This is a genomic window from Escherichia sp. KTE96 (genome assembly GCF_000408525.1).
Lineage (GTDB): Bacteria > Pseudomonadota > Gammaproteobacteria > Enterobacterales > Enterobacteriaceae > Escherichia > Escherichia marmotae.
The window spans coordinates 2,737,268-2,750,380 of the sequence record NZ_KE137149.1 but is presented as its reverse complement, the minus strand read 5'-3'; the positions used below and the strand labels follow the sequence as shown (position 1 = coordinate 2,750,380).

At 50.6% G+C, this 13,113-nt stretch carries 13 protein-coding genes; 8 read left to right on the top strand and 5 right to left on the bottom strand.

Going from position 1 to position 13,113, the window contains the following annotated elements; all coding sequences use genetic code 11:
- Positions 1 to 12 precede the first annotated feature (12 nt).
- The 4 genes from A1WG_RS01815 to patD are packed head-to-tail and all read left to right on the top strand — an operon-like array spanning position 13 to position 4,198.
- Positions 13 to 1,026 carry an ABC transporter ATP-binding protein gene (locus A1WG_RS01815; protein ID WP_001516418.1) on the top strand — a complete coding sequence of 338 codons (1,014 nt, stop codon included), beginning with the start codon at positions 13 to 15 and terminating at the stop codon, positions 1,024 to 1,026.
- Complete coding sequence (locus A1WG_RS01820) at positions 1,027 to 1,968, top strand: ABC transporter permease (protein WP_001516417.1); 942 nt, start codon at positions 1,027 to 1,029, stop codon at positions 1,966 to 1,968. It abuts the gene before it with no gap.
- Positions 1,958 to 2,752, top strand: coding sequence for an ABC transporter permease (locus tag A1WG_RS01825; protein WP_000555487.1), 795 nt, complete (start codon positions 1,958 to 1,960; stop codon positions 2,750 to 2,752). Before A1WG_RS01820 ends, A1WG_RS01825 begins: the two co-directional genes overlap by 11 nt.
- 21 nt (positions 2,753 to 2,773) lie before the next feature.
- Positions 2,774 to 4,198, top strand: coding sequence for an aminobutyraldehyde dehydrogenase (patD, locus tag A1WG_RS01830; protein ID WP_001163919.1), 1,425 nt, complete (start codon positions 2,774 to 2,776; stop codon positions 4,196 to 4,198).
- Between the two features lie 98 nt (positions 4,199 to 4,296).
- Here the strand turns inward: patD and yncL are convergent, their stop codons facing one another.
- Positions 4,297 to 4,392, bottom strand: coding sequence for a stress response membrane protein YncL (gene yncL / locus A1WG_RS23940; RefSeq protein WP_071985532.1), 96 nt, complete (start codon positions 4,390 to 4,392; stop codon positions 4,297 to 4,299).
- A gap of 193 nt (positions 4,393 to 4,585) precedes the next feature.
- Between yncL and A1WG_RS01835 the strand changes: the two genes are divergently transcribed.
- Positions 4,586 to 4,759 carry a GhoT/OrtT family toxin gene (locus A1WG_RS01835; RefSeq protein ID WP_001516416.1) on the top strand — a complete coding sequence of 58 codons (174 nt, stop codon included), beginning with the start codon at positions 4,586 to 4,588 and terminating at the stop codon, positions 4,757 to 4,759.
- Positions 4,760 to 4,844: 85 nt separating this feature from the next.
- A complete protein-coding gene (gene ydcY, locus A1WG_RS01840) occupies positions 4,845 to 5,078 on the top strand; it encodes a DUF2526 family protein YdcY (RefSeq protein WP_000018633.1) in 234 nt (77 codons plus the stop codon).
- Here the strand turns inward: ydcY and A1WG_RS01845 are convergent, their stop codons facing one another.
- Together A1WG_RS01845 and A1WG_RS01850 are read right to left on the bottom strand one after the other, a co-directional pair.
- Positions 5,079 to 5,528 carry a DMT family transporter gene (locus A1WG_RS01845; protein ID WP_001076542.1) on the bottom strand — a complete coding sequence of 150 codons (450 nt, stop codon included), beginning with the start codon at positions 5,526 to 5,528 and terminating at the stop codon, positions 5,079 to 5,081.
- On the bottom strand, positions 5,525 to 6,043 hold the full coding sequence (locus A1WG_RS01850) for a GNAT family N-acetyltransferase (protein ID WP_001516415.1): 519 nt from the start codon (positions 6,041 to 6,043) through the stop codon (positions 5,525 to 5,527). The genes A1WG_RS01845 and A1WG_RS01850 overlap by 4 nt, the downstream gene beginning before the upstream one ends.
- A gap of 184 nt (positions 6,044 to 6,227) precedes the next feature.
- Here A1WG_RS01850 and curA point away from each other — a divergent pair, with 184 nt between their 5' ends.
- On the top strand, positions 6,228 to 7,265 hold the full coding sequence (gene curA / locus A1WG_RS01855; protein ID WP_001516414.1) for an NADPH-dependent curcumin/dihydrocurcumin reductase: 1,038 nt from the start codon (positions 6,228 to 6,230) through the stop codon (positions 7,263 to 7,265).
- Positions 7,266 to 7,303: 38 nt separating this feature from the next.
- Here curA and pqqU read toward each other — a convergent pair whose 3' ends face one another.
- On the bottom strand, positions 7,304 to 9,406 hold the full coding sequence (gene pqqU, locus A1WG_RS01860) for a TonB-dependent receptor PqqU (protein ID WP_001516413.1): 2,103 nt from the start codon (positions 9,404 to 9,406) through the stop codon (positions 7,304 to 7,306).
- A gap of 241 nt (positions 9,407 to 9,647) precedes the next feature.
- Here pqqU and A1WG_RS01865 point away from each other — a divergent pair, with 241 nt between their 5' ends.
- Entirely contained in the window at positions 9,648 to 10,709 is a 1,062-nt protein-coding gene (locus A1WG_RS01865) for a 7-bladed beta-propeller protein YncE (RefSeq protein ID WP_000550691.1), read from the top strand.
- A gap of 197 nt (positions 10,710 to 10,906) precedes the next feature.
- Here A1WG_RS01865 and ansP read toward each other — a convergent pair whose 3' ends face one another.
- Positions 10,907 to 12,406 carry an L-asparagine permease gene (gene ansP / locus A1WG_RS01870; RefSeq protein WP_001516412.1) on the bottom strand — a complete coding sequence of 500 codons (1,500 nt, stop codon included), beginning with the start codon at positions 12,404 to 12,406 and terminating at the stop codon, positions 10,907 to 10,909.
- Between the last annotated feature and the right edge of the window lie 707 nt (positions 12,407 to 13,113).

Here is a 13,113-nt window from a genome sequence, read left to right as displayed (position 1 = left end):
CTGGGGTGTTTTATGACGTACGCAGTGGAGTTTGACAACGTTTCTCGGTTGTACGGTGACGTGCGCGCGGTAGATGGCGTCAGTATTGCGATAAAAGATGGTGAGTTCTTTTCAATGCTGGGGCCGTCCGGCTCCGGCAAAACCACCTGTCTGCGACTAATCGCTGGATTCGAACAGCTTTCTGGCGGGGCAATTACTATTTTTGGTAAACCCGCCAGCAATCTGCCACCGTGGGAGCGGGATGTTAATACCGTTTTCCAGGACTACGCGCTGTTTCCCCATATGTCGATTCTCGATAACGTGGCCTACGGGTTGATGGTCAAAGGCGTTGATAAAAAACAGCGTTACATCATGGCGCAAGAGGCGCTGGAAAAAGTGGCGCTTGGTTTCGTGCTGCAACGTAAGCCGTCACAGCTTTCCGGTGGTCAACGCCAGAGGGTCGCCATCGCCAGAGCGTTAGTGAACGAACCGCGCGTGTTGCTACTGGATGAGCCGCTCGGCGCACTGGATCTTAAGCTGCGCGAGCAGATGCAACTGGAACTGAAAAAGCTGCAACAATCCCTCGGAATCACTTTTATCTTTGTCACCCACGATCAGGGCGAAGCATTATCGATGTCCGATCGCGTGGCGGTTTTCAATAATGGACGTATTGAGCAGGTTGATTCACCGCGCGATCTCTATATGCGTCCGCGTACGCCATTTGTCGCGGGATTTGTCGGGACATCCAACGTTTTTGCGCCGCTGATTGCGGAGAAACTTTGCGGCATGATGGGGAGCTTTGCATTGCGCCCGGAACATATCCGCCTCAATACACCTGGCGAAGTGCAGGCCAATGGCACGATCCAGGCGGTGCAATATCAGGGGGCGACGACTCGTTTTGAACTGAAACTTAGCGGCGGTGAAAAACTGCTGGTCAGTCTGGGCAACATGACGGGCGAAGAACTACCCGCCACGCTCACGCCTGGTCAACAGGTGATGGTTTCCTGGTCCCGCGATGTGATGGTGCCTCTGGTTGAGGAGAGGTGAATGGCGATGAACGTATTGCAGTCACCTGCGCGCCCCGGCATGGGGAAGATGTCGGGTTTTTTCTGGCGTAAACCGGGGCTTGGATTGTTTTTACTGCTGCTTGGCCCGTTGATGTGGTTTGGCATCGTCTATTTCGGCTCGCTGCTGACACTGTTATGGCAGGGGTTTTATACCTTTGATGATTTCACTATGTCGGTAACGCCGGAACTGACGCTGGCGAATATACGCGCACTGTTTAACCCGGCTAATTACGACATCATCATCCGCACACTGACGATGGCAGTGGCGGTGACCATCGCCAGCGCTATTCTGGCCTTTCCGATGGCGTGGTACATGGCGCGCTACACCAGCGGCAAAATGAAAGCGTTTTTTTATATTGCGGTGATGTTACCGATGTGGGCGAGCTACATTGTTAAAGCCTATGCCTGGACGTTATTGCTGGCGAAAGATGGCGTAGCGCAGTGGTTTTTGCAACATCTGGGGCTGGAGCCACTGCTGACGGCGTTCCTGACACTTCCGGCTGTGGGCGGCAATACACTGTCTACTTCCGGGCTGGGGCGTTTTCTGGTGTTTCTTTATATCTGGCTGCCGTTCATGATCCTGCCTGTGCAGGCAGCGCTGGAGCGTTTACCCCCGTCACTGCTGCAGGCATCGGCAGATCTCGGCGCGCGCCCACGGCAAACTTTCCGCTATGTGGTGTTACCGCTGGCGATCCCGGGTATTGCCGCAGGTTCTATCTTTACCTTCTCGCTAACGCTGGGCGACTTTATCGTTCCGCAATTGGTGGGGCCGCCGGGGTATTTTATCGGCAACATGGTCTACTCCCAGCAAGGGGCGATTGGCAATATGCCGATGGCTGCAGCTTTCACTCTGGTGCCAATTGTTCTTATCGCACTGTATCTGGCGTTCGTGAAACGCATGGGGGCGTTCGATGCACTCTGAACGCGCACCGTTGTTCCTCAAACTGGCGGCCTGGGGCGGCGTGCTTTTTCTCCATTTTCCCATCTTGATTATCGCCGCCTATGCGTTTAACACCGAGGAAGCCGCATTTAGTTTTCCACCACAAGGCTTGACGCTGCGCTGGTTCAGCATAGCAGCACAGCGTAGCGATATTCTTGATGCCGTGACACTGTCACTTAAAGTGGCGACGCTGGCGACATTCATCGCGCTGGTGTTAGGAACACTGGCGGCCGCGGCGCTCTGGCGGCGTGACTTTTTCGGCAAAAGCGCCATTTCACTGTTACTGCTGTTACCCATTGCATTGCCTGGCATTGTCACTGGTCTCGCACTATTAACGGCCTTTAAAACGATCAATCTGGAGCCAGGCTTTTTCACTATCGTGGTTGGTCATGCGACTTTTTGCGTGGTGGTCGTCTTCAACAATGTCATCGCCCGTTTTCGCCGTACCTCGTGGAGTCTGGTGGAAGCGTCAATGGATCTTGGAGCCAATGGCTGGCAAACCTTCCGCTACGTGGTGTTGCCGAATCTCAGTTCGGCGTTACTGGCGGGGGGAATGCTGGCGTTTGCCTTGTCGTTCGATGAAATCATCGTGACGACTTTTACCGCGGGTCACGAACGGACGTTACCACTGTGGTTGCTCAATCAGCTTGGGCGACCGCGTGATGTACCGGTAACCAACGTTGTGGCACTGCTGGTTATGTTGGTAACAACCTTGCCGATCCTGGGGGCCTGGTGGCTAACCCGTGAAGGCGACAAGGGTCAATAACCACTGAAATGGGAATATGCTATGCAACATAAGTTACTGATTAACGGAGAACTGGTCAGCGGCGAAGGGGAAAAACAGCCTGTCTATAATCCGGCAACGGGAGAAGTATTACTGGAGATTGCCGAGGCAACCGCAGAGCAGGTTGATGCCGCTGTTCGCGCGGCAGATGCCGCATTTGTCGGGTGGGGGCAAACCACGCCGAAAATGCGTGCGGAATGCCTGCTGAAACTGGCGGATGTTATCGAAGAGAACGGTCAGGTTTTTGCCGAACTGGAGTCCCGTAACTGTGGCAAACCGCTGCATAGTGCTTTTAATGATGAGATTCCGGCGATTGTCGATGTCTTTCGCTTTTTCGCCGGCGCTGCGCGCTGCCTGAATGGTCTGGCGGCGGGTGAATATCTTGAAGGTCATACATCAATGATTCGCCGCGATCCATTAGGTGTTGTGGCCTCTATCGCCCCCTGGAACTACCCGTTGATGATGGCAGCGTGGAAACTGGCTCCGGCGCTGGCGGCGGGGAACTGCGTAGTGCTTAAACCATCAGAAATTACACCGCTGACTGCGTTGAAACTGGCAGAACTGGCGAAAGATATCTTCCCGCCAGGCGTGATCAACGTACTGTTTGGCAGAGGTAAAACGGTGGGTGATCCGCTGACCGGACATCCAAAAGTGCGCATGGTGTCGCTGACGGGGTCTATCGCTACCGGTGAGCACATCATCAGCCATACAGCACCATCCATAAAGCGCACCCACATGGAACTGGGTGGTAAAGCACCAGTGATTGTCTTTGATGATGCAGATATTGAAGCAGTGGTCGAAGGTGTGCGCACCTTTGGCTATTACAATGCCGGACAAGATTGCACTGCTGCCTGTCGTATCTACGCGCAAAAAGGTATTTACGACGCGCTGGTGGAAAAACTCGGTGCCGCAGTGGCAACGTTAAAATCTGGTGCACCGGATGATGGTGCCACAGAGCTGGGGCCGTTAAGCTCACTGGCACATCTCGAACGCGTCAGCAGGGCGGTGGAAGAGGCGAAGGCGACGGGACACATTAAGGTGATCACCGGCGGTGAAAAACGGCAGGGTAACGGCTATTATTATGCGCCTACACTGCTGGCCGGTGCGTTACAAGAAGATGCCATCGTTCAAAGAGAGGTATTTGGCCCGGTAGTGAGCGTGACGGCCTTCGACAACGAAGAGCAAGTGGTTAACTGGGCGAATGACAGTCAGTACGGGTTGGCCTCTTCGGTGTGGACGAAAGATGTCGGCCGGGCGCATCGTGTGAGCGCTCGTCTGCAATATGGCTGCACCTGGGTCAATACCCACTTCATGCTGGTCAGTGAAATGCCGCACGGCGGGCAGAAACTTTCAGGTTATGGCAAAGATATGTCACTTTATGGGCTGGAAGATTACACCGTAGTACGCCACGTAATGGTTAAGCATTAAGGATAGTGTTGTAAATCTGGAGAGTGTGAGAGGATCTAACCTACTGTCAGAGAGTTGATTTCTCTCTGACAGTACGTGCTGCGTGCAATATCGCTACATCAAATAAACCAACCAAATCTCATAGAGATAAGAGTAAACAACCCAACAGCAGCAAAGAGATTTATCAACACTACAGTTTTACTGGAAACGTTCATTTTTGCCACCTTTTGTCATAGCCCCTATGTGTATAGTACGGGTTGGGAAAATCCGCAATCATACTCATTCTGAAGATGGACAAGAGCATGCCGTAGGTTATTGAATTTATCTTAAATGGATTGAAAACTTGATGCGCATCAAGAAATGACGCATATTTGCGCGCGTTTTATTCACCTGGCTGGATGCCTGTACATGTCTCTTTTTCAATGTTTGCTTGTTTTTTATGCTGTTATGGCAGTAATCGCCTTTCTTATTACCTGGTTTCTTTCCCACGATAAGAAGAGCATTCGCTTTCTGAGCGCCTTTCTGGTGGGGATCACATGGCCGATGAGTTTTCCAGTGGCGCTACTGTTTTCACTGTTTTAAATCTTACTCGCTGGCTTGACGGCACAACGCAGACTTATATCATTTGAGTGAATCGATAAATTTCACAAGTGGCTAAGGAGAAAGTATGTCGCATCTGGATGAGGTCATCGCGCGCGTGGATGCCGCGATTGAGGAGAGCGTCATTGCCCATATGAACGAATTGTTAATCGCCCTGAGCGATGACGCAGAGTTAAGTCGGGAAGATCGCTACACCCAGCAACAGCGTTTGCGCACAGCAATCGCCCATCACGGACGCAAGCATAAAGAAGATATGGAAGCGCGCCACGAACAGTTAACGAAAGGTGGCACCATCCTCTGATTAAAACGTGCGTCTGGCCACCAACCAGGCGCCAACTACCAATAAAACCGCTCCGCAAATTGGACCAATCAACGCCCGAAGTGGCACGCCATGACTGCGGAAAATATCCAGTACCAGACCTCCAATAAGTTGGCTGGCGACCAGTACTGCAATGGTCGTTGCCGCCCCCACATTTTGATACCCGCTGATACTGGCGAAGACAAAAAATGATCCCAGCAAACCAGGGATTAGAGTCCACCAACGCACGCTGGACACCAGTTCGCCAAACCCTGCCATCCCTTGTTTAAACCACAAAATAGACACGAACAGCACAATTCCCACCAGTGAGTTCAGTAGCATGGCGATGAGAATGGTGGAGGAGGTCTGAGTGATGCGCACCATCAATGTGTTTTGCACCACCAGGCCAATCCCGGCGGCGATCAAAAAGGCAAGGGTAAGCGACTGATTCATCCGATAGCGTCCGGTTCACTGCGTTCGTCGAGTTGCAACTGCATAAAGGTGAGATCCAGCCAGCGACCAAATTTAGTGCCTACCTGCGGCATTTGTGCGGTGACGACAAATCCCAGCGACTGGTGTAGATGCAGCGAGGCCTGATTTTGCGACTCGATCCCGGCAACCATGACATGCTTCCCGCAATCCCGCGCTTCATCAATCAACCGGCTTAACAATTTGCGCCCAAGACCTTTGCCCTGATGATCCGGATGAACATATACCGAATGTTCCACTGTATGGCGAAAACCGTCGAAACTACGCCAGTCACCAAATGAGGCATACCCCGTGACAACGCCATTTTCTTCGCTCACCAGCACCGGATAACCGGATAATGTTCGCGCTTCAAACCAGGCGATTCGGTTATCTGCATCCACCGTTTGGTCGTTCCAGATAGCCGCCGTATACAACACGGCGTGGTTATAAATTTCTGCAATTGCAGCACAATCGGCTTTGCGGGCAAAACGGATGGACATGTCGAGCCTCTATAAAACATCGAATAGTAATGATGCTATCAATACTATCGAAAACAGCCGGAAGCAACGCAATCTATAATGAAATTATTGTGTGTTGCTGGACGAATGTGATGCATACAAACACATCTAACCACGTGAGCCTGCTACCATTGATGGATTCATGCCAAAAGCACAGGAGATCATTATGGGGCAACAAAAGCAGCGTAACCGCCGTTGGGTTCTGGCCTCGCGTCCGCATGGAGCGCCGGTTCCGGAGAATTTCCATCTGGAAGAAGATGACGTTGCCACGCCAGGTGAAGGTCAGGTGTTACTGCGCACAGTTTATCTGTCGCTGGACCCGTATATGCGCGGGCGCATGAGCGATGAGCCATCCTATTCACCACCGGTTGATATTGGTGGCGTGATGATTGGCGGCACGGTGAGCCGGGTGGTGGAATCAAATCATCCGGACTACCAGCCTGGCGACTGGGTGCTGGGCTACAGCGGCTGGCAGGACTACGACATATCCAGCGGTGATGAACTGGTGAAACTTGGCGATCAGCCACAAAACCCTTCGTGGTCGCTGGGTGTGCTGGGGATGCCTGGTTTTACCGCTTATATGGGCTTGCTGGATATCGGTCAACCTAAAAAGGGGGAAACGCTGGTGGTTGCTGCTGCAACCGGCCCTGTTGGCGCAACGGTGGGGCAAATCGGCAAACTGAAAGGCTGTCGGGTGGTGGGTGTTGCCGGTGGCGCTGAAAAATGCCGCCATGCTACTGATGTACTGGGTTTCGATGTTTGCCTTGATCACCATGCGGATGATTTTGCTGAGCAACTGACGAAGGCGTGTCCGAAAGGTGTTGATATCTATTATGAAAATGTGGGCGGTAAAGTGTTTGATGCCGTGTTGCCGTTGCTCAATACATCCGCGCGCATTCCTGTCTGCGGCTTAGTGAGCGGCTATAATGCGACGGAATTGCCATCTGGTCCGGATCGTTTACCGTTGCTGATGGCCACGGTGCTGAAAAAACGTATTCGTCTGCAAGGCTTTATTATCAGCCAGGATTATGGGCACCGGATCCATGAGTTCCAGCAGGAGATGGGGCAATGGGTGAAAGAGGGGAAAATCCATTATCGCGAGCAAATGACCGACGGTTTAGAAAATGCCCCACAGACTTTTATTGGCCTGTTAGAAGGTAAAAACTTCGGCAAAGTCGTTATTCGTGTGGCGGATGACAATTAACAAAACAGGTGGCGGTGTTATACCGCCACCACGTAATATTATTCAAACCGCCATGCGAGATTTACGCCAATACCATAATTCCGTCCAGGTGCTGGCTCGTAATATCGGCCATTGGATTCATTAACAATCACCGATCCGACATATTCTTTGTCGAATAAATTATCGACCCGGCCAAATAAATCCACCGTCATATTGCGGTAATTATATTTATAGCCGGTAAACAAACCAACGAGAGTATAAGAGGGCGTTTTTGCCGTGTTTTCGTCATCAGCCATAATATCGCCCATATATCGCGCTTCTGTACCGGCATACCAGCCTTCTTCTGGTACGTAACCTAAAGACGCAAAGCCCATATTGCGGGCGATCCCTGGCATCCGGTTACCATTACAGTTCTGATCGTTACAAACGTTGCTGCGATATGTTGCATCAAGCCAGGTCCACGACGCTTTTACGCGGAAATCTCCGGCGAAACGTTGATCCCACGCCAGCTCGGCTCCCTGACGACGCGTCTTCCCGGCATTTTTATAAGTGGTACGCCCACCGCTACTGCTATCGACAACGATTTCATCATGAGTATCGGTCTGGAACACTGCGAGGCTAAACAGACCATCGCCAATACGCGTTTTACTGCCGATTTCGATTGTATCGTTGGTGGACGGTTTTAAACCAAAGTTCATCCCGCTTTGCCCATCGGCACGGTATGAAAGTTCATTAATGGTCGGCGTTTCAAAGCCGCGTCCCGCTGCCAGATAGATATTCCAGGCATCGGTGATGGCGTATTTTAACGATCCGGCTGGCAGCCATTTGTGATAACTGGCATCTCCGCTGTCATCGCCGTTACCGGGAGTAATGTAATAATCGTTGGAATCAAACCATACTGAGCTATAGCGCACGCCAGCATCCAGTGACAGTTTGTCAGTCAGTTGCCACTGGGTCTGTAAATAGGGATCGACGTTCCACATCAGATTACGCTCGTCGCGGCGCAAATCACCTTTTTGCCCGTATTCTGGTATGCCGTAATTCAAGCGGAAGTTATTGTAGCCCTTGCGGTTTTCACTCATGTTTTCATAGTTTAAACCGGTGGTTAAAGTGAACGGAACACCCAGTTCGCCGCGGTGTGTCCAGCGACTGTCTATTCCCTGATAATGGCGTTGCAGCGTAATCACGCCGCCTGCGTGTGACGGGGTAAGTTGTGGTGCCATCGGGATTGACTGGTACTGGGTCGTTTCACGCTCACCCGCGTACATCATCACGCTCATCTCATCGCTGGCGCTAAGACTACGCTCATAACGCACTCCAGCCTGAGTTTGCTTGATGGTTTTCCGTGTATCGTACTGTTCAGCGCGAGGAGCTTGTTGCGGATCCGCTTTCCATTCTGCTTCGGTCAACCCACCAGGGTCGTTTGCTTTGATATCCACACTATTAAAAATCAGGCTTAATTTGCTGGCATCATCAATACGTACGCCCAATTTGGCATTGGCTAAATTTTTCTGTGCACCACTATGGTCACGGTAGCCGTGGGTCGTAAAACGTGTGGTCGAAACGGTGTAATCGACATCGCCAGCCTGTGTGCCGTCACCCATTGCTCCCGTTGCCTTCAACCCGTAACGCCAGCTACCAAAACTGCCATAGTAACTGCTGGCTTCAATGCCTGACGGTTGTTGCCCCGTTTGTGTGGTGACATTCATCACCCCACCGGAAGCGTTGCCATAGAGGGCGGAAAAGGGGCCACGCAGTACTTCCACGTTTTGCACGCTACTTAAATCGATATTAGACGTTTGTCCTTGCCCGTCGGGCATGGTGGCGGGAATGCCGTCCACATACAGGCGAATCCCGCGGATCCCGTAAGTAGAGCGGGAACCAAATCCACGAATCGACAACTGTAAATCCTGCGCATAGTTCTGCCGGTTTTGTACCTGTAAACCAGGCACGCTGGTCAGTGATTCAGACAAGTTAATGCGCGGTGTTGCCAGGCGCATCTCTTCGCCATCAACCACACTGACCGCCGCTGGGGTATCCAGCTCTGAAACCACCTGTGGTGTGGCACTCACAATCATGGTTTGTTCATTAGCGGCAAAAACGGATGGGGAAAGGACAATCAGCGCAGATAAAACAGTCTGTCGGACGGAAAAAATCTTCATGAAAAAAGCCAGGTTAAGAATGGAAAAACATCGCTATGGTAATAAATTTGTAAATTTATAGAAAACAAAACGGCACGATACGTTAACAAATTGAGAAAATTGTAGTCGTAACAGCAAGAAATACTCCACATTTGAGAAAATAATGATTACCATTCCCATTTATAACAAGGGTGTAACGAAGATTACGCTCAGCGAAGCACTGTGAAGCAGCAAAAATATCGGTTCATCAAAGGGAGTCGTCATGCATTTACGTCATCTGTTCTCATCGCGTCTGCGTGGTTCATTACTGTTAGGTTCATTGCTCGTTGCTTCATCGTTCAGCACGCAGGCAGCGGAAGAAATGCTGCGTAAAGCGGTAGGTAAAGGCGCTTACGAAATGGCTTATAGCCAGCAGGAAAATGCGCTGTGGCTCGCTACATCGCAAAGCCGCAAACTGGATAAAGGCGGGGTGGTTTATCGTCTCGATCCGGTCACTCTGGAAGTGACTCAGGTGATTCATAATGATCTCAAACCGTTTGGCGCCACCATTAACAATGCCACCCAGACGTTGTGGTTTGGTAACACCGTAAACAGCGCGGTCACGGCGATCGATGCCAAAACGGGCGAAGTGAAAGGGCGTCTGGTGCTGGATGATCGTAAGCGCACGGAAGAGGTGCGCCCGCTGCAGCCGCGTGAACTGGTAGCAGATGATGCCACGAATACCGTTTACATCAGCGGTATTGGGAAGGAGAGCGTGATCTGGGTGATTGACGGTGAGAATATCAAACTGAAAACTGCCATCCAGAACACCGGTAAAATGAGCACTGGCCTGGCGTTGGATAGCAAAGGCAAACGTCTCTATACCACCAACGCTGACGGTGAATTGATTACTATCGACACCACCGACAACAAAATTTTGAGCCGTAAAAAGTTGCTGGATGATGGCAAAGAGCACTTCTTTATCAACATTAGTCTCGATACCGCCAACCAGCGTGCGTTTATCACCGACTCCAAAGCTGCGGAAGTGCTGGTGGTTGATACTCGTGAAGGCAATATTCTGGCGAAGGTAGCGGCACCGGAATCACTGGCTGTGCTGTTTAACCCGGCGCGTAATGAAGCCTATGTGACACATCGTCAGGCAGGTAAAGTCAGTGTGATTGACGCGAAAACCTACAAGGTAGTGAAAACGTTCGATACGCCGACCCATCCGAACAGCCTGGCGCTGTCTGCCGATGGCAAAACGCTGTATGTCAGTGTTAAACAAAAATCCACTAAACAGCAGGAAGCTACCCAGCCGGACGATGTGATTCGTATTGCGCTGTAATCGACACAGGGGAATTTGTCTTTCGTAGGCCTGATAAGGCGCTAGCGCCGCATCCGGCAAGCGGAGCACAATGCCTGATGCAACGCTGTCGCGTCTTATCAGGCCTACAACACGCATAATTATTTGATTTATTTGGAGTTTGTTGGCCGGATAAGGCATTTACGCCGCATCCGGCTTTAAACCGGGCAATTTTGCAATTAACTCGCCGTTTCAGGCTTAAACACAATTTCCTGTTTTTCTTCATCTTCCTCGATGACTGGCGCAGTGCTGTGAACTTCGGCAACGCGTTTACGCACACCAAACCAACCCACAACCAGCAGAATACCGATAACCGGCAGTGCCGCGATGGTATAAGTCCCGTTCGGATAATCGAACGCCATCAGCACCAGGACGCACAGCAAAAACAGTAAAGTCAGCCAGGAAGTGAAGGGCGCGCCGGGGAGTTTAAAACTGACTTCCTGCGCTTTACCTTCTTTAATCGCTTTACGCAGGCGCATCTGGCAAACAATGATAAACGCCCACGAAGCGATAATTCCCAGCGACGCAAAGTTCAACACAATCTCAAAAACGCGCGACGGCACCAGATAATTGAGGAATACGCCGACAACATACACGACCAGCGTCGCCAGAATCCCGGCATACGGAACATGCTGGCGACTCATTTTCGCCATAAAACTTGGTGCAGAACCGCCCATTGCCATTGAGCGTAAAATACGTCCGGTGCAGTACAGGCCAGAGTTCAGGCTGGAGAGTGCGGCGGTCAGCACCACGATATTCATAATGCTGCCGATGTACGGCACGCCAAGTTTAGAGAAGAACGTCACAAACGGACTTTGCCCCGCCTGATACGCACTCCACGGCAATAACATCACCAGCAACAACACGGAACCGACATAAAACAGACCAATACGCCAAATCACGCTGTTAATGGCTTTAGGCACCATGGTCTGCGGATCTTTACATTCTCCGGCGGCAGTTCCCACCATCTCAATGGAAGCGAAAGCAAATACTACGCCCTGAATCAACACCAGTGCAGGCAATAAACCGTGGGGGAAGATACCGCCATTATCGGTAATTAAATGAAATCCTGTGGTGTTGCCATCCAGTGGCTGACCGCTACCGAGGAACACTGTACCCACGACCAGAAAGGTAACAATGGCGAGAACTTTAATCAGCGCAAACCAGAACTCCATCTCTGCAAACCATTTTACACCTATCATATTCATGGTGCCGACGATGGTTAATGCCCCGAGCGCAAATACCCATTGTGGAATATCGCCAAACGCGCCCCAGTAATGCATATACAGTGCAACTGCAGTAATATCGACAATCCCGGTCATTGCCCAGTTAATGAAGTACATCCAGCCAGCAACATAAGCGGCTTTCTCACCCAAAAACTCACGGGCATATGAGACAAAACTGCCACTGGAAGGGCGATGTAATACCAACTCACCCAACGCACGCAAAATAAAAAACGAAAACAAGCCGCAGATTAAATAAACCAGTGCCAGTGCTGGTCCCGCCATTTGCAGTCGGGCACCTGCGCCTAAAAACAAACCAGTACCAATCGCGCCACCAATGGCGATCATCTGCACCTGGCGATTACCCATCGCTTTGTGATAGCCCTCTTCGTGGGCATTAAGCCAGCGGCGTTTCGCGGCGTGTTGATCTGAAGTATCTGTGTCGTGTTTACTCATTGCGCTCCCTGAGTTTCTCGCTAAAAGGTTATATATGACACCACATGGTTTGTTTATTCACCGTGGCAATGACAGCCTTCACCATTATTCTTTATGGGTATAACTGTCGGCGCAGAATCCTACCTGTTATCGTGTAACGATGCAAAATGATCCCGCTCTAAATGTATGGGTATAAAAGCGACTGACGACAAAATAGCAATCTGGTGAAATTATGACTGATACAACTATTGTTGCGTTGAGGGTGCTCGATTGCAGACCAGATCTTTTGTTCCTCGTTCGTCGCTCTGAACGCCCGTGGTTTCAGTGGTCACTAGTGTGGTTGGTCGCCAACATATCCCTTCGCTGATTATCACTGAACAGTGAGGGACTGGCGTATGACTGGTTTCAGGGGAATACAACTCTTAAAACATTACTTCAATATAATTTTAATATGTATATCATTCTCGATATTAATTTATGAAGTGAATTTGATATATTCCGAATTCATGATTTACATTACTAATGTATGGAGCATCACGTTAAGATAGCCACGTGCAGATCATGATATCAGGGTGGGGCGGTAGCGTTTACAGATATTAATTAATTGATGAGGATTATGTTATCCGTGCAATCATTTGCATCAACTATTGATATTGAAGATAGATAAACAAAGATACTGAGAGTTAATGTTAAGTAATCGTAATGGGAAACTTTGATAACTTGCTTTG

Coding starts and splice junctions, on each gene's coding strand:
- A1WG_RS01815 (WP_001516418.1), top strand. CDS start 13: ATGACGTACGCAGTGGAGTTTGACAACGTTTCTCGGTTGTACGGTGAC.
- A1WG_RS01820 (WP_001516417.1), top strand. CDS start 1,027: ATGGCGATGAACGTATTGCAGTCACCTGCGCGCCCCGGCATGGGGAAG.
- A1WG_RS01825 (WP_000555487.1), top strand. CDS start 1,958: ATGCACTCTGAACGCGCACCGTTGTTCCTCAAACTGGCGGCCTGGGGC.
- patD (WP_001163919.1), top strand. CDS start 2,774: ATGCAACATAAGTTACTGATTAACGGAGAACTGGTCAGCGGCGAAGGG.
- yncL (WP_071985532.1), bottom strand. CDS start 4,392: ATGAACGTTTCCAGTAAAACTGTAGTGTTGATAAATCTCTTTGCTGCT.
- A1WG_RS01835 (WP_001516416.1), top strand. CDS start 4,586: ATGTCTCTTTTTCAATGTTTGCTTGTTTTTTATGCTGTTATGGCAGTA.
- ydcY (WP_000018633.1), top strand. CDS start 4,845: ATGTCGCATCTGGATGAGGTCATCGCGCGCGTGGATGCCGCGATTGAG.
- A1WG_RS01845 (WP_001076542.1), bottom strand. CDS start 5,528: ATGAATCAGTCGCTTACCCTTGCCTTTTTGATCGCCGCCGGGATTGGC.
- A1WG_RS01850 (WP_001516415.1), bottom strand. CDS start 6,043: ATGTCCATCCGTTTTGCCCGCAAAGCCGATTGTGCTGCAATTGCAGAA.
- curA (WP_001516414.1), top strand. CDS start 6,228: ATGGGGCAACAAAAGCAGCGTAACCGCCGTTGGGTTCTGGCCTCGCGT.
- pqqU (WP_001516413.1), bottom strand. CDS start 9,406: ATGAAGATTTTTTCCGTCCGACAGACTGTTTTATCTGCGCTGATTGTC.
- A1WG_RS01865 (WP_000550691.1), top strand. CDS start 9,648: ATGCATTTACGTCATCTGTTCTCATCGCGTCTGCGTGGTTCATTACTG.
- ansP (WP_001516412.1), bottom strand. CDS start 12,406: ATGAGTAAACACGACACAGATACTTCAGATCAACACGCCGCGAAACGC.